Annotated in this window: 18 protein-coding genes, 1 rRNA gene and 1 riboswitch; of the genes, 15 read left to right on the top strand and 4 right to left on the bottom strand. The window is 47.9% G+C overall.

Annotation, left to right across the window (positions count from 1 at the left end; all coding sequences use genetic code 11):
• Positions 1-68: ribosomal RNA gene (gene rrf, locus AB1K89_RS18290) — 5S ribosomal RNA — on the top strand; the annotation flags it as partial.
• A 370-nt stretch (positions 69-438) separates the two neighbouring features.
• On the opposite strand, the gene AB1K89_RS14420 is transcribed toward rrf, so the two are convergent.
• Entirely contained in the window at positions 439-702 is a 264-nt protein-coding gene (locus tag AB1K89_RS14420) for a hypothetical protein (protein WP_413055412.1), read from the bottom strand.
• A gap of 164 nt (positions 703-866) precedes the next feature.
• Here AB1K89_RS14420 and AB1K89_RS14415 point away from each other — a divergent pair, with 164 nt between their 5' ends.
• The 12 genes from AB1K89_RS14415 (at position 867) to purD (ending at position 12,622) form a co-directional block, all read left to right on the top strand.
• Positions 867-1,394 (top strand): DUF2179 domain-containing protein, encoded by a 528-nt coding sequence (locus tag AB1K89_RS14415; RefSeq protein ID WP_252504265.1) that lies wholly within the window; start codon positions 867-869, stop codon positions 1,392-1,394.
• Entirely contained in the window at positions 1,391-1,582 is a 192-nt protein-coding gene (locus tag AB1K89_RS14410) for an NETI motif-containing protein (protein ID WP_413055411.1), read from the top strand. The genes AB1K89_RS14415 and AB1K89_RS14410 overlap by 4 nt, the downstream gene beginning before the upstream one ends.
• Positions 1,583-1,667: 85 nt before the next feature.
• Positions 1,668-1,768, top strand: a riboswitch (purine riboswitch).
• Between the two features lie 172 nt (positions 1,769-1,940).
• Positions 1,941-2,429 (top strand): 5-(carboxyamino)imidazole ribonucleotide mutase, encoded by a 489-nt coding sequence (gene purE / locus AB1K89_RS14405; protein ID WP_413055410.1) that lies wholly within the window; start codon positions 1,941-1,943, stop codon positions 2,427-2,429.
• Complete coding sequence (gene purK, locus AB1K89_RS14400; protein WP_413055409.1) at positions 2,426-3,544, top strand: 5-(carboxyamino)imidazole ribonucleotide synthase; 1,119 nt, start codon at positions 2,426-2,428, stop codon at positions 3,542-3,544. The genes purE and purK overlap by 4 nt, the downstream gene beginning before the upstream one ends.
• Positions 3,545-3,598: 54 nt before the next feature.
• Positions 3,599-3,853: a phosphoribosylformylglycinamidine synthase subunit PurS gene (purS, locus tag AB1K89_RS14395; RefSeq protein ID WP_252504261.1), complete on the top strand. Its 255-nt coding sequence runs from the start codon at positions 3,599-3,601 to the stop codon at positions 3,851-3,853.
• A complete protein-coding gene (purQ, locus tag AB1K89_RS14390) occupies positions 3,850-4,536 on the top strand; it encodes a phosphoribosylformylglycinamidine synthase subunit PurQ (protein ID WP_413055408.1) in 687 nt (228 codons plus the stop codon). Before purS ends, purQ begins: the two co-directional genes overlap by 4 nt.
• Entirely contained in the window at positions 4,520-6,751 is a 2,232-nt protein-coding gene (gene purL / locus AB1K89_RS14385; protein ID WP_413055407.1) for a phosphoribosylformylglycinamidine synthase subunit PurL, read from the top strand. The genes purQ and purL overlap by 17 nt, the downstream gene beginning before the upstream one ends.
• Complete coding sequence (gene purF, locus AB1K89_RS14380; RefSeq protein WP_413055406.1) at positions 6,727-8,154, top strand: amidophosphoribosyltransferase; 1,428 nt, start codon at positions 6,727-6,729, stop codon at positions 8,152-8,154. The genes purL and purF overlap by 25 nt, the downstream gene beginning before the upstream one ends.
• Before the next feature lie 12 nt (positions 8,155-8,166).
• A complete protein-coding gene (gene purM / locus AB1K89_RS14375; RefSeq protein ID WP_413055405.1) occupies positions 8,167-9,225 on the top strand; it encodes a phosphoribosylformylglycinamidine cyclo-ligase in 1,059 nt (352 codons plus the stop codon).
• On the top strand, positions 9,222-9,812 hold the full coding sequence (gene purN / locus AB1K89_RS14370) for a phosphoribosylglycinamide formyltransferase (protein ID WP_413055404.1): 591 nt from the start codon (positions 9,222-9,224) through the stop codon (positions 9,810-9,812). Before purM ends, purN begins: the two co-directional genes overlap by 4 nt.
• Entirely contained in the window at positions 9,809-11,344 is a 1,536-nt protein-coding gene (purH, locus tag AB1K89_RS14365) for a bifunctional phosphoribosylaminoimidazolecarboxamide formyltransferase/IMP cyclohydrolase (RefSeq protein ID WP_413055403.1), read from the top strand. The genes purN and purH overlap by 4 nt, the downstream gene beginning before the upstream one ends.
• Positions 11,345-11,362: 18 nt before the next feature.
• Positions 11,363-12,622, top strand: a complete 1,260-nt coding sequence (purD, locus tag AB1K89_RS14360) for a phosphoribosylamine--glycine ligase (protein ID WP_413055402.1) — start codon at positions 11,363-11,365, stop codon at positions 12,620-12,622.
• Between the two features lie 34 nt (positions 12,623-12,656).
• On the opposite strand, the gene AB1K89_RS14355 is transcribed toward purD, so the two are convergent.
• Genes AB1K89_RS14355 through AB1K89_RS14345 form a run of 3 tightly spaced genes read right to left on the bottom strand, consistent with a single transcriptional unit; the run spans position 12,657 to position 16,221 of the window.
• Positions 12,657-13,775, bottom strand: a complete 1,119-nt coding sequence (locus AB1K89_RS14355; RefSeq protein ID WP_413055401.1) for a Ger(x)C family spore germination protein — start codon at positions 13,773-13,775, stop codon at positions 12,657-12,659.
• Positions 13,754-14,872 carry a GerAB/ArcD/ProY family transporter gene (locus AB1K89_RS14350; protein ID WP_413055400.1) on the bottom strand — a complete coding sequence of 373 codons (1,119 nt, stop codon included), beginning with the start codon at positions 14,870-14,872 and terminating at the stop codon, positions 13,754-13,756. The genes AB1K89_RS14355 and AB1K89_RS14350 overlap by 22 nt, the downstream gene beginning before the upstream one ends.
• Entirely contained in the window at positions 14,869-16,221 is a 1,353-nt protein-coding gene (locus tag AB1K89_RS14345) for a spore germination protein (protein WP_413055399.1), read from the bottom strand. Before AB1K89_RS14345 ends, AB1K89_RS14350 begins: the two co-directional genes overlap by 4 nt.
• Positions 16,222-16,421: 200 nt before the next feature.
• Here AB1K89_RS14345 and AB1K89_RS14340 point away from each other — a divergent pair, with 200 nt between their 5' ends.
• Both AB1K89_RS14340 and AB1K89_RS14335 read left to right on the top strand, forming a co-directional pair.
• On the top strand, positions 16,422-18,140 hold the full coding sequence (locus tag AB1K89_RS14340) for an adenine deaminase C-terminal domain-containing protein (protein WP_413055398.1): 1,719 nt from the start codon (positions 16,422-16,424) through the stop codon (positions 18,138-18,140).
• Positions 18,141-18,149: 9 nt separating this feature from the next.
• Positions 18,150-19,229 carry a DUF3048 domain-containing protein gene (locus AB1K89_RS14335; protein WP_413055397.1) on the top strand — a complete coding sequence of 360 codons (1,080 nt, stop codon included), beginning with the start codon at positions 18,150-18,152 and terminating at the stop codon, positions 19,227-19,229.
• Positions 19,230-19,255 lie beyond the last annotated feature (26 nt).

The following is a 19,255-nucleotide window of genomic DNA, read 5'->3' as shown; positions in this document are numbered from 1 at the left end:
GAAGTTAAGCTCTTCAGCGCCGATGGTAGTAGGGGGCTTCCCCCTGTGAGAGTAGGACGTCGCCGGGCAAAGGCCATTCCCTGTGGGGGATGGTTTTTTTATGTTTAACAATATAACCGAAGGTTAACTATCTGTCGTATCGGTTCCTGTCTCGAACATGGAAGTTAAGTTCTTCAGCGCCGATGGTAGTAAAGCGGCGTAGCCGCTTTGCGTAATTTACACCAACGGTGCAAATTACGCAGGGAACAGGCTTCCCCCTGTGAGAGTAGGACGTCGCCGGGCAAAGGCCATCCCCTGTGGGGGATGGTTTTTTTATGTTTAAATTAATTTTTAAATGTGCTCTAATTGTCATTAATTTTAAATGTGCTCTAATTGTCAAAGACATTTGGCGCGACTTGGCAAGTTTCAAGCCATGGTGTTTTCCGCGGTAATGGTGACCTATTTCGCGGAAGGATAATGTATTCCAAGATCATCTGATATGCGCGCCCAATCCTTTTGACAAATTAAAATAACGTCCACGTCCAAAGCAAGCCCACCCGCGCCCAAAGTGCCTCCCTTCACGCCCAAAGTAAGCCCTCCCGCGCCCAAAGTGTCCCCCTTCGCGGCCAAAGCAAGCCCACCCGCGCCCAAAGTGTCCCCCTTCGCGCCCAAAGCGCCACCATCTCGCCCAAAGAAATCCTTCCATAGTCCGTATTTCCACAAAAACCGCGTTTCTCCCGCTTAACCCGCCCTTCCTCAATAAAATTCCTGTTAATTACACTAAAATCCTCTAAATGTCCCATGGTTCCACAACAACAATTCCTTGTAATCCATTGCTTTGCACGATACGATGGAGGTCAACCTAGTATTGGGAGGTTTGATGAAGAATGAAAATGGTATTGATCATATTTGTCATTAACATTGTATATGTATCTTTCTTTACGATCCGGATGATTCTAACTTTGAAGGGCTATCGTTATTCTGCTGCCTTCGTGAGTATGATTGAGATTGTCATTTATATTGTAGGTCTCGGATTGGTATTGGATAATCTGAATGAAATACAAAATATAATTGCGTATGCGTTAGGATACGGCAGTGGAGTCATTATCGGGACGAAAATCGAGGAGAAGATGGCGCTCGGTTATATTACGGTGAATGTCATTACGGCTGGCATCGATTATGAGATGCCGAGGCTGTTGCGGGAAAAAGGCTATGGGGTGACGGATTGGTCTGCGCACGGCTTGGAAGGGAGTCGTTCAGCGATGCAGATTTTGACGCCCCGTAAAGATGAATTGAAGTTGTATGAGACGATCAAACAGATTGATCCGAAGGCTTTTATTGTTGCGTATGAGCCGAAGACGATTCACGGCGGATTTTGGGTGAAGACTGTTAGGAGAGGAAATTTGTTCAAATGAGTGCGAAGAAGAAAACGGTATGGTTTGAAGTTGAAGAAGGCGAGTCAATTGAGGAGTGCTTGGACCGATTGGCTGCGGCAGGTTATCGTGTAGCGGGCCGAATGGAGGAGCCGGTCTTCATTGAGAAAAATGGCGAATATGTCCCAATTCGTCAGCTCATTAAGTTTAAAGGGATTCTAGATGAATAAAACAACCTATTATACGAACGATGGACATGTGTGATTGTTCATTGTTCGTATTTTTTATTGACGTATTCGAATTCAGTTGTTACACTGATTGTAGTTAGATAACCCACATATATGCTGAAGGATTGGCTTCAGCGTTTCTACCAGGACACCGTAAATGTCCGGACTATGCGGGAAAGCGATTTTTAGGATTCAGCGAAGGGTGTGCCATATCTAATGGATACGTTCATCTTAACGCTTATTGAATATCCTTGAATGAACTGCTTTCCATGCATTTGGAAGGCGGCTTATTCAAGGGTTTTTTTATTGCAAAAGTAAGTAAGGAAAATTCTTAAGTAGTCTACAAAAGGAGCGATTGTCTATGGGACCGAAAGTCGGCGTGATCATGGGGAGTAAAAGTGATTGGGAAACGATGAAGCATACTTGCGACATATTGGACGAGTTGGGTGTTGCCTATGAAAAGAAGGTTGTTTCAGCGCACCGTACACCGGATTTCATGTTTGAGTATGCGGAACAGGCCCAGGACCGTGGGATTGAAGTGATTGTAGCCGGTGCAGGAGGCGCTGCCCATCTTCCCGGGATGGTGGCTGCGAAGACTCTATTGCCGGTCATCGGCGTTCCGGTTCAATCGAAGGCGTTGAATGGAATGGATTCATTGCTTTCAATCGTCCAGATGCCTGGAGGAGTTCCAGTCGCGACGGTGTCGATCGGCAAAGCTGGCGCTACGAATGCCGGATTGCTCGCTGCCCAGTTTTTAGCCGTCCACGATTCTACGTTGCGCAGCCGTCTCAAAGAACGTCGGGAACAAATGCGGGATGCGGCATTGGAAAGCAGTGGTGAGTTGCAATGAAGACAATTTTACCTGGACAGACGATTGGAATTATCGGCGGAGGGCAGCTAGGCCGGATGATGGGTCTTGCCGCAAAGGAAGCCGGATTCAAAATTGCGGTGCTCGATCCGACGATGGATTCGCCGTGCGGCCAGATTGCGGATATTCGCATCGTCGCTCCGTATGACGATGAGGCGGCACTCGAAGAGCTTGGGGAAGTGAGTGATGTCATCACGTACGAATTTGAAAACATCGATTTCGAAGGCCTCGAGAGACTCAGCCAAATCGCTTATGTCCCTCAAGGTGCCGAACTTGTACGGATCACTCAAAATCGGATTGCGGAAAAAGCGGAAATCAAAGCATCCGGTGCGCCGGTCGCAAACTATGTCGTTGCCGCGTCATTCAGTGAATTAATAAAGGAAATCGATAAGGTCGGCTTCCCATGTATCGTGAAAACTGCTTACGGCGGTTATGACGGTAAAGGGCAAGTGAAGCTTGAGTCGGCAAACGACCTCGAGCTAGCGGAATCGCTCTTCGCCCATTCAGCTTGCATTGCGGAAGCGTTCGTCCCTTTCAAGACGGAAATATCCGTCATCATCCAGCGTAATCCGGCGGGGGAGTCCTATTGCCTTCCGATTGCCGAAAATATTCACAAGAATCATATATTGCATGAATCAATCGTTCCAGCAAGAGTTGCGGATGCAGTCGTCGAGAAGGCGGAAGATGCGGCGAAAAGAATTGCAGATCATCTACAACTAGTCGGGACGCTTGCCGTTGAAATGTTCGTGCTGGAAAACGATGAAATTGTCATTAATGAGCTTGCCCCACGCCCGCATAATTCAGGTCACTACTCGATCGAGGCGTGCAACGTATCCCAGTTCCATCAGCATATCCGTGCGGTGTGCGGCTGGCCGCTGCGCAAGCCGAAGCTATGGGCACCATCGATTATGGTGAACGTGCTAGGGGAGCATGTCGTGCCTTTGAAGAAAGTGGTTATGAACTATCCTGATTGGTCGATCCATTTGTACGGGAAGGCCGAAGCGAAAGAAAAACGGAAAATGGGACATGTGACGATCATGACCGAAGATATAGAGAAGACATTGGAAGAAATCGATTCGACAGGCATCTGGTCTTGAAATTTGCAGCACCAATTCGATGACAAACTAACATCCATTCGGGAGGAAATTGACATGACAAAAGTGAACGTTTACGTAACATTACGCGAAAGTGTTGTTGATCCACAAGGAATTGCTGCACAGGAGGCCCTTCAAACATTGGGGTTCAATGAAGTCGAAAGCGTCCGCATCGGAAAGCTAATCGAGCTTGAGCTGTCAGGAACGGACAGTGAAATTGAAGCGCGTGTGAAAGAAATGTGCGATAAGCTTCTTGTCAATAAAGTGATCGAGGACTACAGCTTTGAAATCGGGGAGGTTGCGGGCAAATGAGGTTCGCTATTTTAAGTTTCCCCGGGTCCAGCTGTGACGTGGATATGTATCATGCCCTCTTGGATATCGTTGGAGTCGGTGCCGAAATCGTCAGCCATATGGATGCCGACTTACACAATTACGATGCTGTCGTCATTCCGACAGGAGCTTCCTACGGCGATTACTTACGCCCGGGCGCTCTTGCACAAAGCTCCAAATCGATTGACAGTTTGAAGGCATTCGCAGATTCCGGCAAGCCAGTGCTCGGCGTTGGTAACGGATTTCAAATCCTCGTTGAAGCCGGAATCCTTCCAGGCGCATTCTTGCGGAATAAAGGATTGAAATTCAGAAGCGGCAATGCGAAGCTCACGGTTCAAAATTCAAAATCTACTTTTACAAGCATTTATGAGCAAGGGCAGCAAATTACGCTTCCATTTGCTCATGAGTACGGCAATTATTTTGTCGAGACGGAAACAGCAGCGCTATTGAAAGAGCAGAACCGCATCGTGTTTGCTTACAATGACGGTAATCTTGATGGCAGTGTGGACGCAATTGCAGGTGTTTTGAATGAACAAGGGAATGTTCTCGGCATGATGCCGCTCCCTGAACGCGCGGTAGAGGAAATCATCGGGGGAACGGACGGTTTGCCTTTATTCCGATCAATTTTGAAGAACTGGAGTGAGAAGAATGCCAACCATGCATGAACCAACAGCTCAGCAAATCAAAGATGAAAAATTGTATCGTCAAATGGGAATGACGGATGAGGAGTTCGATCGTGCAGTCGAGATGATCGGACGTCTTCCGAATTACACGGAGACAGGATTGTTTTCGGCCATGTGGTCGGAGCATTGTTCTTATAAAAGTTCGAAGCCGGTATTGCGCAAATTCCCTACGGAAGGCGCACGTGTGTTGCAAGGTCCAGGGGAAGGTGCTGGAATCGTCGATATCGGGGATAACCAGGCGGCTGTCTTCAAAATGGAATCGCATAACTCCCCATCTGCTATCGAGCCGTTCATCGGTGCAGCGACAGGAGCGGGCGGTATTATCCGCGATGTCTTTTCAATGGGAGCTCGTCCAGTGGCACTTGTAAACTCGATGCGTTTCGGTGATTTGACGGATGAGCGCGACCGTTATTTATTTGAACAAGCAGTTGCAGGGATTGCGAGCTACGGAAATACGATCGGTATTCCGACGGTTGCGGGAGAAGTCCAGTTCGATAATTGCTATTCGAAACGTCCGCTCGTTAATGCGATGGCTGTCGGATTGTTGAATCACGAGGATATCCAGAAAGGTCTTGCTTCCGGAGTCGGTAATACGGTCTTGTATGTCGGCGCGAAGACAGGCAGGGACGGAATCCACGGCGCGACGATGTCTTCATCTGAAGTTGCGGTCGATAAAGAGGAAGAGCTGCCAGTCATGCAAGCGGGAGATCCGTATCTTGAGAAGCTGCTCATGGAAGCTTGCCTTGAATTAGTGAAGTCGGATGCATTGATCGGCATTCAAGACATGGGTGCAGCAGGACTTACTTCATCTTCAGCGGAAATGGCTTCGAAAGCTGGCTATGGCGTTGAGTTGAACTTGGATCTCGTTCCACAGCGCGAAGAAGGTATGACTGCTTATGAAATGATGCTTTCCGAGTCACAGGAGCGGATGCTCGTTGTCGTGAAGCAAGGACGTGATCAGGAAATCATCGACTTGTGCAAGAAATACGAGCTAGAAGCAGTGGCGATTGGGAAAGTGACGGACGACAAAATGCTTCGGCTTACACATAAAGGTGAAGTTGTCGCGGAAATCTTGGCAGATATTCTTGCTGAAGACGCACCTGTCTACCATAAGAAATCGGAAGAGCCTGCTTACTTCAGAGAATTCCAGGCAATGGACAATGAGGAGCCGGCTGTCGAAGATTTGAAAGGGACATTGTCAGCGTTATTACAACGCCCGACAATTGCATCGAAAGAGTGGGTATACAGCCAATTCGATACGCAGGCGCGTACGAATACGGTTGTAGCGCCAGGTTCATCAGCCGGTGTCATCCGTGTCCGCGGCACGAATAAAGGCCTTGCGATGACAGCGGATTGCAACTCCCGTTATATTTACCTCGACCCGGAAACGGGCGGGAAGATTGCGGTTGCGGAAGCGGCTCGTAACTTGATCTGTTCAGGCGCGGAGCCGATTGCGGCAACGGATTGCCTGAACTTCGGAAGTCCGGACAAGCCGGAAGTGTTCTGGCAAATCGAGAAATCGGCAGATGGCATTGCAGAAGCTTGCCGTACATTGAATTCACCAATCATCGGCGGGAACGTCTCGATGTCGAATGAAGTGAACGGGGTTCCGGTCTATCCAACTCCGACGATGGGCTTGGTTGGCCTCATACATGATTTGTCACAAGTGACGACGACGTCATTCAAACAAGCAGGCGACGCAATCTACTTGATTGGCGAAGCGGCAACAGAATTTGGCGGCAGCGAGCTTCAGCAAATGATCCATGGCAAAATTTTCGGGAAAGCGCCTGCGATTGATCTTGAAGTGGAGGCATCCCGACAACAATCGCTCCTAAAAGCGATCCAAAGCAAGCTCGTCCAATCGGCGACTGATTTGTCGGAAGGCGGATTCGCTATTGCACTTTGCGAGAAGGCATTCGATTCGGAAGGCCTTGGAGCAGATGTGACTGTAAAGGGATCAGCGGTGACGGCATTGTTCAGTGAAACACAATCTCGATTCCTAGTAACGGTGAAAGAAGAGCATACGACAGCTTTTGAAGCGCTCGTACAAGATGCAGTGAAAATCGGCACTGTAACCGATCAAGATAAAATCGTCATTACTGGCGATAACGATACAGTTCTAATCGACGGAACGGTGGAAGAATTCCGGTCCGCTTGGAAAGGGGCAATCCCATGCTTGCTGAACTCAGAGGCCTGAACGAAGAATGCGGAGTGTTCGGCATTTGGGGGCATGAAGATGCGGCGCAGCTGAGCTATTACGGCTTGCATGCGTTGCAGCACCGCGGGCAGGAAGGCGCAGGGATTGTCACGAAGAACGGCAAAGGACTTCATGTCGTGAAAGGCGAAGGCCTTGTGAATGACGTGTTTTCCGGTGACGCATTGAAAGGTTTGACGGGACATGCGGCAATCGGCCAAGTCCGCTACACGACGGAGGAAGGTCGGGGCGCGGAAAACGTGCAGCCGCTCGTCTTCCGTTCGATGACGGGAAGTTTGGCAATTGCGCATAACGGCAATCTGGTCAATGCGAAGGATTTGAAGGAAAGTCTTGAAAAGCAGGGCAGCATTTTTCAAACGCCGTCCGATACCGAAGTGCTCGCTCATTTGATTAAACGGAGCAGCGGCGGTTCATTGACACAGCGGGACCGTGTGAAAAAGGCGTTGTCGATGTTGAGAGGCGCGTTCGCATTCGTCATCTTGACGGAGGAAGGTTTGCTCGTCGCGCAAGACCCGAATGGTTTACGTCCATTGTCTCTCGGGAAATTGGGAGATGCTTGGGTAGTTGCATCTGAAACGTGTGCTTTCGACTTGATCGGTGCGGAAACGATCCGGTCGGTAGAGCCTGGCGAATTGATCGTCATCAACGATAAAGGACTGCATTCCTACCAGTTCGCGGAAGCTGCGGACCGGGCGATCTGCTCGATGGAGTATGTCTATTTTTCGAGGCCGGATTCGGACATCGACGGCATTAATATCCATATGGCACGGAAACGGTGCGGTAAGCAGCTTGCAAGGGAAGTAAAGATTGAAGCGGATGTCGTGACAGGCGTTCCGGATTCGAGCATCTCAGCAGCAATCGGATTTTCGGAAGAGAGCGGTATCCCGTATGAATTAGGTTTGATTAAAAACCGTTATGTAGGCAGGACGTTCATCCAACCGACGCAGGCGATGCGCGAGAGAGGCGTGAAGATGAAGCTTTCCCCAGTGCATCAGGTAGTCGAAGGGAAGCGTGTCGTAATGGTGGACGATTCGATTGTCCGCGGGACGACTTCAAGACGGATCGTCAACATGTTGAAGGAAGCCGGTGCGAAAGAGGTACACGTCGTCATCGCGGCGCCTCCGCTCGTGAGTCCTTGCTTTTATGGCGTCGACATTAGTACGGATTCCGAATTGATCGCAACAGGGCGTTCAGTGGATGAAGTGCGGGAATTGATCGGCGCGGATACACTGACGTTCCTATCGGCGGAAGGAATGCTTGCGGCGATCGGCAGACCGTCTGAAATGAAAAACTGCGGACAATGTCTTGCGTGCTTCACAGGTGAATATCCGACGGAAATCTATGCGGATACAGTATTGCCGCACGAAAAAGAAATCGGGCGATAAGGAGGAGTTCCCATGTCAAAGGCGTATGAAAAAGCGGGAGTGAATATCGAGGCGGGCTATGAATCGGTCGAACGGATGAAGTCGCATGTTGCGCGGACAGTACGTAAAGGCGTCACTGGCGCATTCGGCGGTTTCGGAGGTATGTTCGATCTATCTGAGCTGAATTATAAAGAACCTGTACTCATTTCCGGCACGGATGGCGTTGGCACAAAATTGAAGTTAGCGTTTATGGCTGACAAACATGACACAATCGGCATCGACTGTGTCGCGATGTGTGTGAATGATATTGTTGCGCAAGGCGCAGAGCCGCTTTATTTCTTGGATTATATTGCACTTGGAAAAGCAGTTCCTGAAAAGGTCGAGGCAATTGTTAAAGGAATAGCCGACGGTTGCGTACAGTCTGGAGCAGCGCTAATCGGCGGAGAGACGGCTGAAATGCCTGGATTATATGATGTAGAGGAATATGATTTAGCCGGATTTGCGGTCGGTGCTTGTGAAAAGAGCAACGTCGTAACTGGAGAAAAAGTTGTCGAAGGGGATGTGCTTGTCGGTATCGCTTCAAGCGGCATCCACTCGAACGGTTTCTCGCTCGTCCGTCATATCGTTCTCGAAGAGCAAGGGTATAAGCTGGATGAGTATATCGCAGGGTTCGAAGAGCTTGGCAAGGTAGGAACAGCTTTGCTTGAACCGACGAAAATCTATGCGAAGCCTGTCATGCAAATTCATGAGGAGCTCGACGTCCATTCGATGGGGCATATTACGGGCGGCGGTTTTTATGAAAACCTCCCAAGGATGTTCAGTGAAGGATTCGGCGTTGAAGTCGACCTCGGCTCATGGCCTGTGCTGCCTGTCTTCAAAATGCTGAAAGTGAAAGGTGAACTTTTGGATAAAGACCTGTACAGCGTCTTCAATATGGGAATCGGGTTCGTCATTGCCCTTCCTGCGGAACAAGCGAAGCGCGCCATTCAAATTGCTGCGGAGCACGGTGAAGAAGCTTATGAAATCGGTCGTGTCGTGCGCGGATCGGGAGTCATTTTCAAAGGAAGCCATGATGGGAGTTTGGCAGAATGAAGGAAAAAGCAAGAATCGCGGTATTCGCTTCCGGCAGCGGCAGCAACTTCGAAGCGCTTGAACAAGCATGCCGTGAAGGCGAGTTGGATGCAGAAATCGTCCTCGTCATGACGGACAAGCCAGCATCGTTCGTCATTGAACGGGCAAGGCAGACGGACATTCGGGTCGTCGCTTTGGAACCGAAAGCCTTTCCATCGAAGGAAGCGTATGAGGAAGCGGTGCTCGGCATATTACGTGAAGAGGACGTTGAATGGATTGTGCTTGCGGGATATATGCGGCTAATCGGAACGACTTTATTAGCCGCCTATCCTTCTCGCATCGTCAATATTCATCCATCCTTGCTCCCTTCATTTCCGGGCAAGGATGCAATCGGGCAGGCAATCGCTCATGGCGTAAAAGTGACGGGGGTCACTGTCCATCTTGTTGATGAAGGAATGGACACGGGTCCAATCCTCGCGCAAGCGGCGGTTCCCGTCGTTGAAGGCGATGCGGAAAAGACTGCACAAGCAATACATGAAGTGGAACATGTCATTTATAAAGAAACATTGCAGAAGCTGATCTTAACTAACGGAGGGGTTCATTCGTGAAAAAACGCGCATTGCTCAGCGTCTCGGACAAAAACGGAATTTTGGAGTTCGCACAAGCGCTTGTGAAATTGGACTATGAAATTCTGTCAACCGGTGGGACAATGAAACATCTGAAAGAAAACGGCGTCGCGGTGACGGCGGTCGACGAAGTGACAGGCTTCCCTGAAATTATGGAAGGCCGCGTCAAGACACTCAACCCGATGATCCATGGCGGACTGCTTGCAAAGCAGGACGATTCGGCACATCAAGCGCAAATGGCAGAACACGGCATCCAGCCGATCCATATTGTCTGCGTGAACCTTTACCCTTTCAAAGAAACGATTTCGAAACCTGACGTTGCCATCAACGACGCAATCGAAAACATCGATATCGGCGGACCTGCAATGCTTCGTGCATCTGCGAAAAACCACGCCTACGTGACGGTCATTGTCGACGCGGCGGATTACGGCCAAGTGCTTGAAGAGTTGCAGACGGAAGGGCAGACGACACTTGAAACACGCCGTCGCCTTGCAGCGAAAGTTTTCCGCCATACAGCTGCGTATGACGCGCTCATCTCTGGATACTTGACTGATCTTGCAGATGAAGAATTCCCTGAGCAAGTGACGTTTACATATGAGTTGAAACAGCCGCTCCGCTACGGCGAAAATCCACATCAGAAAGCGGCGTTCTACAGCCGTCCGCTCGGTTCGGATTTCTCGATTGCGAACGCGGAGCAATTGCACGGGAAAGAGCTTTCCTATAACAATATCCAAGATGCAAACGCAGCGATTCAAATCGTCAAGGAATTCAACCAACCGGCTGCAGTGGCAGTGAAGCATATGAACCCTTGCGGCGTCGGTACTGGCGAGACAATTGCGGAGGCGTTCAATAAAGCATACGAGGCTGACCCGGTTTCCATCTTTGGAGGCATCATCGCCTTGAACCGTGAAGTGGATGCAGAAACGGCGGAGAAGCTTTCGGGAATCTTCCTCGAAATCGTCATCGCGCCGTCGTTTACGGAAGAAGCGATCGCTTCATTGACGAAGAAGAAAAATATCCGACTGTTGACGATTCCGTTTGGTCAACAAAAAAAGGACAGTTGGAACACGGTGTCTGTTGAAGGTGGCCTTCTTCTTCAACAGCCTGACACATTCGGATACGAAGATGCCGACATCCGTGTTGCAACGGACCGGGAGCCGACAGAGGCGGAATGGGAAGCGCTCAAACTCGGCTGGGCAGTCGTGAAGCATGTGAAATCGAACGCAATCGTCGTTGCGGATTCGCATATGACGCTCGGTGTCGGAGCAGGGCAAATGAACCGAGTCGGAGCTGCTGCGATTGCATTGACACAAGCAGGCGAACGAGCAAATGGTGCGGCAATGGCTTCTGACGCATTCTTCCCGATGGACGATACCGTGGAAGCTGCAGCGAAAGCGGGCATTACGGCAATCATCCAGCCTGGGGGATCCGTAAAGGACGAGGATTCCATCAAGAAGGCGAATGAATACGGAATTGCAATGGTATTCACAGGCGTACGTCATTTCAAACATTGATCGAAGGAGAAGATACAGATGAAAGTACTCGTGATCGGCAGTGGTGGCCGGGAGCATGCGATTGCACGGCAGTTCAACGATTCACCGTCCATTTCAAAAGTGTATGTCGCCCCCGGGAACGACGGAATGAGAAACGATGCGGAATGTATCGGGATTGATGCGACTGATTTCGATGCGCTCGCTTCATTCGCTATCGAACAAGGGATTGACTTGACATTTGTAGGTCCTGAGCAACCATTAGCCGAAGGAATCGTCGATTTTTTCTCTGACAAAGGTTTGAGGATCTTTGGACCAACGAAGGCTGCTGCTCAAATCGAAGGCAGTAAGTCATTCGCAAAAGACTTGATGAGTAAATACGCAATCCCTACGGCTTCTTATGGCACGTTCACGGACGCGGAGGAAGCGAAGGCATTCATTCGACAGCAAGGAGCACCGATCGTTGTGAAAGCGGACGGGCTTGCAGCAGGAAAAGGTGTCATCGTCGCGATGACTATTGAAGAGGCGCTTCATGCGGTTGACGACATGATCGGCAATCAACGGTTCGGCGAATCTTCTTCCCGCGTCGTCATCGAGGAATTCCTTGACGGGGAAGAGTTCTCGTATATGTCGTTTGTGCATGACGGTCAAATTTATCCGATGGTCATCGCGCAAGACCATAAGCGGGCGTATGACGGCGATAGAGGGCCGAACACAGGCGGGATGGGCGCCTACTCCCCGGTTCCGCATATTCCGGAACACGTTATCAAAGAAGCGTACGAGAAAGTCGTCGTTCCGACAGTCCAAGCAATGACTGACGAAGGGACGCCGTTTACTGGTATCCTGTATGCAGGACTTATTTTGACAAATGAAGGACCGAAAGTGATCGAATTCAACGCTCGCTTCGGGGATCCGGAAACACAAGTTGTCCTACCTCGGATGCAATCCGATTTCGGGGAATTCATGATGGCGCTTATGGATAAGAAGCCATATGAATTGAAGTGGCACGAAGATGCAATGTTCGGCGTTGTCATCGCATCGGACCGCTATCCGGGGGACGTTGTGAAAGGGGCAAAATTGCCTGATCTCAATCAGTTGGTAGGGCTCGATGTATTCCATGCAGGCACAAAGGCAGAAGGAGATCACTTCATCGGCAACGGCGGCAGAGTATTGCTCGCTGCGGCGAAAGCAAAAACGTTGGAAGTGGCAAAGACTCAAGTATACAACAAGCTGAATCAAGCCGAATGGAATGGGTTTTTCTACCGGACGGATATCGGCTGGCGGGCATTCCAAGGCAAATAAGTACAGACCACACATCTACTTGTGTGGTCTGTTTTCATTCTACCGCTCCGGTGCTTTTCAGTTTTATATTCACTTTTACATTAAATTTGATTTCTGGATAAATACGATCCCATTCATCCATGATATCCTTTCGCGATAATCTCGTCGCCCGATAACGGAGCCCGAAACCAAATGGGTCGACATTGTTTTCTTGAAGGTGTGTCAACAGGTCAGTAATTGTCTTTTCGATATTTTTTGCCGCAATTTTATCGTATTTTTTCAAATGCTTATTGTCCAGACGCTTATTGGATTCGCCAACGAAACCGATCATCGTAACATTCATATCGACTCGCGGACCGCCATCATTAACGATTATTTTATAATTCATTCTGATTTCATTAAAACCCAATACTACGACAAGATCATCTTCTTCAATTTTATAACTGAATCCGTAAGCTTTATGCACGAGGGAATTGAAATACTTTGTTTCCTCTGGTGTCAATTCCAAATTTTGTTCTTTGTTTTTGAGGACGATTGATTTGTTAATCTTATATTCCTTGTTTTCTTCGTCAATCCCAATAATCGGCATAATTGTATCAATCCCTTTACCTAGTACCTCTCGCCTGAACTCATACAAAAATGTTGTTGTGACGAAAGGGCTCTCCGTTCCTGTGTTATCAAAATAGTTATACAAAGCAATTGATGCAGCAGATTCAATATCCGGTTCATAGGAGATGATCTCTTCGGCAGTCTTATCGGCTACAGCGACATAGGAAATCATTTGGATATCCCCACGCCGCGTGAAGAAATCCATGAACGTTTCTATATCTTTGTTTAGCAAATCTTTGTGTAGAATAATAATACGGTTATGCCCGAGGTCCAATACTTTATCGACACGTGTTTCCAAGTCATGGATTGCTACTGCTACGGAGTCGGCATCATGGGTTAAATAGGAATAGGTCGGAGCAGATTCTTGTTTGACGTTACCGATCGGTTTTGCTAACTTCAATGTCACCCTGAATCCGTTACTCACTTTTTCTGAAGGATCAATGCCGATTGCAACGACAAATATCCTTTTGTCGATGTCTTTGAATGCGCATCCCGATTCAAGGAGCATTGCGAGAAAAATGACTGCGGCGAGACATCCTTTCATCATTTTTTGTTTGCCCGCCATTTGGATGCAGCACCTTTCTTCGCGAATAATAAACAACCGACCAGCAGAATTAGCAAGACTGGCACGACAACGTCATCATACATTTTGACAATTCCAAAAAGGCCATTCGTTGTAAGCCGTTTCGTCATGATCATAGCAACAATCCAAAAGATGACGATGAATAGAGGTGTAGTCAAATTGACCGATTTCAATGTAAACCGTTTAAAATAAATAACGCTTGAAAGCAATTGCATTGAAATATGCCAATGCATGACCATACTAACGACGCCGAGCGCCAAAAAGGCACCGATAAAAATGAAAACAATCCTTTCAATGACTCCGTATTTCATGCGCATGGAATCACTTGTCATGATCCAAGGAAACAGAGAGTTTTTAAGAGCATCGAAACCTCCAAAGCCGATTGGAAGTAAATACGTGGTTGCAAGGACAAACGTGAAAATAGCCGTAAGAAGAACCATTCCTTTAGCTGACGGCTTTTTCAGGTTTGTAAATACACGATTGAAAATAACTAAATTTGCAGTCCCTACGACGATAAAGAGCGAAGACGTAAAAGCACTATAATCCGGCAGGTGATTCACATGCGTGAGAGCAACGCGTATATAATCCCAACCAAGCGTAGGGTCACTATATCCTTTTATTTGTACGAATATGATAAAAGGGACAACGAGAATAAAAATGATTTCACCCATATATAAAATATTTTTTGTCATCATCAAAACTCCATACGTGACGACAATGGCAAACGTCAACACAACAATATAGATTGACGTTTCAGGCGTTAAAAATCGAATGATGATAAACGTGTATATGATCAATGTGAAAAGGCCTGCGAAATACCACGTAACCGCCATAAATAGAAGAACTGGGGTTGCAACCCATTTAGGGGCGGTCGCTCGCAAAATTTCAGGCAAGCCTTGTCCAGGAAAACGGCTAAATAGATTTACGAGTAAATAAGTCAACGCAACTCCGACAATTATTACGAGAACTAATGAGAGAATTGTACCGCTATCACTTCCTAATATGAGGAGCCTCGGTGTTATGGATACCATATTTGTCAGCATATTTATGAGGATTAAATAGAGTAGGAAACGGTTCATCTCTTGTTCATCCCCAATTCACTATTCTTACCCTTCCATGGAATCCGCATATACGGTTCACCTAAGCTATCCTTGTTCGCCAAAAACATAATCATTCCGATGAAACCGAGCAACAATCCGACCAATCCGAAAAGTGTCGTGTAAATAATTAATAGAAACCTTACAACACGAACCGCAAAGCTCATTTCATTAATGGGAATGACGAATGTGGAAATGGCGACAGCTGAAATGATGATGACCATAATTGTTGAAGTGAGTGCTGCTTCCGTCGCTGCCGTCCCTAATATGAGCCCGCCGACAGTCGTTGCAGTCCCGCTGACCGCTTTCGGCAAGCGCATGCTAGCCTCCGTCAATAATTCCATGAAAAAGACCATGAAAATAACTTCGATAAATGAAGGGTAGGGCACACCGATCCTACTTCCTGCAACGGTAAGAGCCAGTTCGATTCTTAGGATTTCCGGGTTATATGATGTCATCGCAACATATAAACTCGGAAGTATAATACATGTGATCAAACCTAAATACCTCAGCATTATCGTAAACCCTGAAATGGCAGAGATGTGGTAATTGTCTTCCATCGATGACATGAAATCGAAGAAGACAATAGGCGCAACGATGACATTCGGGCTGCCGTCTATTGCAATAATGACTTTGCCGGCTACCAAATTATAGACGATGCGATCAGGACGTTCTGTTACCATCGTCGTAGGGAAGAAGGTGAATTTACTTCTATTAAGGAAATGTTGGAGTTCTCCCCCTGATTGGAATAGGGGCGTGTTGAGATTGCCAAGCTGCTCTTTTATTTTTTTCAAAACTTTTGGATTGACACTGTCACCATCATAAATTAAAGCGACGGCGGTATTGGTGACATCATCGGTAACGAAATCCTCAACTTTTAAAGTCGCTTTATGATACCGTTGCCTAATTAGGTTGATTGTCGTTTCAATATCCTCGCTTAAACCTAACTGCGGTCCATGGATCGTCGGTTCCATTGTCGTTTCCTGTACTGCATTGTTCTTAACGGTCCTGAGATCGAGTAGATACAATTGATCCCCAACGGCAACTACTACAGATCCGGAGCTAATACTAATAAGCAGTTTGTTTTTATCGGGTACTTCTGTTTGATTCGGCAATGATTTGATATAGGAAGCAAAATCTTCTTCGGACGCCATTTCAAAGAACGGTCTAATGACAGTCTGTTGTAGCTTATCTCCATCCACAACTGATTTCACATAGAATAGGAATGCGTAGTTGTCTTGCATTTGGAGAGGCGTTTGAATGATATCGCTCGACGGACTAAATTGTTTCGACAGTTCATCGTATAAAGGAGGGGCTTGTTCTTTACTCATATGACAACACTCCCTTCAAGTGAAGGTGAAAAAAAGTTTGTCCTTAGCGTTCCCGCAATAGCTAAAATAATACATAGATGGCCACTCGTTCCAAGGCGACTGAAATTTCATTCAAATGATGCAAACCCTCTATATTTCAAATGGATGCTATGCTACGATAAAATAATAAATAGAAAAATCTTCAAAAGGGGTTTATTGAAATGTGGGAACAACATGAAATTCAGCAACAGATCGGGGTCATCAACGGGAAAATAGCGCCGGATCTCATCATACAAAATGCAACGTATCTCCATTCCATCTTCAAAAAGTGGGTGACGGGCAATATTTGGATCAAAGGCGATCGGATCGTCTATGTGGGCGGAAGAATGCCGGCTATGACGGAAGGCGCGGAAATCGTCGATGCGACTGACAAAAAGATCGTACCGGGCTACATCGAGGCGCATGTCCACCCGTTCCAGCTATACAATCCTGAAACATTCGCTGACTATGCGGGCAAGCTTGGAACGACGACATTCCTATCGGATAACTTGACGTTCTTCCTGCTTCTCGGAAATGAAAGGGCATTTAAACTGATCGACCAATTGAATGAGCTGCCATTTTCATTTTATTGGTGGGCTAGGTTTGATTCCCAAACGGTCTTGCAAAATGAGCAGGAAGTTTTCAATTTAGATGCGATTGGTGAATGGCTGAAGCGCAAAGACGTCCTGATGGGCGGAGAGCTGACAGGATGGCCGCGCCTCATGAACGGCGATCCGGATTTGACGGCGGCTGTCGCCCGTGCGAAACAAGAAGGGAAAAAGATTGAAGGCCATTTCCCGGGCGCTTCCGAGCGGACGCTTGCAAGGATGAAGCTGCTAGGGGTGGATGGCGATCATGAAGCGATGACGACCGAAGAAGTGGAAACACGCTTATTGCAAGGATATGCCGTGACACTTCGCCATTCATCGATCCGTCCTGATTTGCCGGATTTATTGAAAGGTGTACTCGACAAAGAGTTGGACGTATTCGACCATCTTATGATGACGACGGACGGCTCGACGCCTTCTTTCCATATCGATGGTGTCATGGACAAATGCATTCAAGTGGCGCTCGATGCGGGAGTAGAGCCGATCGACGCGTATTTGATGGCATCTTATAATGTTGCGCGCTACTACGGAGTCGATGATAAGCATGGTATCATTGCGACAGGAAGATACGCGACGCTCAATTTCCTCGAGAGAGAAACAAATCCTGTGCCGTCGGATGTCCTGTCGAAAGGCAAATGGCTGAAACGTGAAAACGCGTCGACAGCACGATTCAAGCAAGTCGATTGGTCGCTTGTTCCGGACTTCGACCCGGACTTCGATTTGGATGAAAAGGAGTTTGATTTCAAAGATGCAGTTGGCATTGAAATGGTGAATGACGTCATTACGAAGCCGTATGAAGTGACGCTTGACGCATCTATGGACAAGCTTTCATATGAGCATGATGAAAGCTTCCTCATGCTTATCGACAGAAATGGAAAATGGCGGGTAAATACGTTCATTAAAGGTTTTGCAGATCGAGTTCAAGGTTTTGCATCCTCCTATTCCAACACAGGCGATATCATTCTCATCGGGAAGGACAAAAAGGCGATGCTTCTCGCCTTCCGGGAAATGAAGAGGCTGAAGGGCGGCATGGTGCTCATTGAAGATGGGGGAGTTGCCGCATCCATACCGCTTCCAATCGGCGGGGGGCTATCGGCGGAGCATATGGATGTTTTGATTGAACAGGAGAGCGCTCTTAAAAGAGCGTTGGCGGAACGGGGATACAAGTATGGCGATGCGGTCTATACATTCCTCTTTCTGCAGTCGACCCATTTGCCATACATACGGGCGACACAAGTTGGGCTTTATCAAGTAATGAAAAATGAAGTAATCATTCCGGCGACGGAAAGATAGGAGGAACGAATGAAAGGGAAAAAGAGAGGATGGCTGCTAGCCTTAGCCATCATGTTGCTGTTGCTGTCAGCGTGTTCAAAAAAAGAGAAAGCCGGCGCGGAAGAGATTGTACCGGAGCCGGAAGAGATAGAAGAAATCGAAGTTGAAGAGCCCGTAGAAGAGCCTGAGGAAGGGGGAGCGCTCCTTTACCGGGCGCCGTTCACCGGCGTGTCGACCGAGGAGGAGAACTGGGCAAGGCCTGTACTCGCCACAATCAACAACCACCCACATGCAAGGCCGCAATCAGGGATCAGTCAGGCGGATATTGTCTATGAATTCATGGCGGAAGGGAATGTCACGAGGTTTTTAGCGTTGTTCCAGAGTGAGCTGCCGGAGACGGTCGGCCCGATCCGAAGCGCGCGTGACTATTTTATTCATCTTTCAAAAGGGATGGATGCATTTTACGTAGCGCACGGCTATAGCCCTGATGCGCAGAAGCTGTTGGCGAACAGATATGTCGACAATGTGAATGGCATGCAATATGACGGAACTTTATTCAAACGATCCACTGATCGTAAAGCTCCCCATAATTCGTATATAACCGGTGAGAACATAATGGCTGCGATGGAGAAGGTCGGTGCATCCGACGAAATCGCGAAGGTTCCTCCATTTACTTTCCATGAATCGGTTGAGGATGCTAAAATAGAGGATAGCGCATCGATGATCGTCGTCCGTTTCAGCTCAAACAAAGATTTCATCAACACGTTTTCCTATGATCCGGGAACGGATACGTACAATCGGATGGTGAATGGAATCCTTACGATGGATAAAGCGAATGGAGAACAAGTCGGACTGTCCAACCTCATCGTCATGGAAGCGAACCACCGTACGATCGACAGCGTCGGAAGACAATCTGTCGATATTGAAAGCGGTGGAAAGGCAATTTTGTTCCAAGCGGGCTCTGTGAAAGAGCTGGAGTGGAAAAATGTCGATGGATTCCTCGTACCGATGGAAAATGGAGCTCCCGCAAAATTGGTTCCCGGCAAAACGTGGATTCATATCATTCCTACGAATTCCGGGATTTCAAAGTCTGTAACATACACACCTTAATACAGTGCTGAAAGAAAGAGGGGGAA

This window comes from Sporosarcina pasadenensis (assembly GCF_047228845.1).
Lineage (GTDB): Bacteria > Bacillota > Bacilli > Bacillales_A > Planococcaceae > Sporosarcina.
Note: the sequence above shows the minus strand (reverse complement) of the source record. Positions and strands in the feature narration are given on the sequence as shown.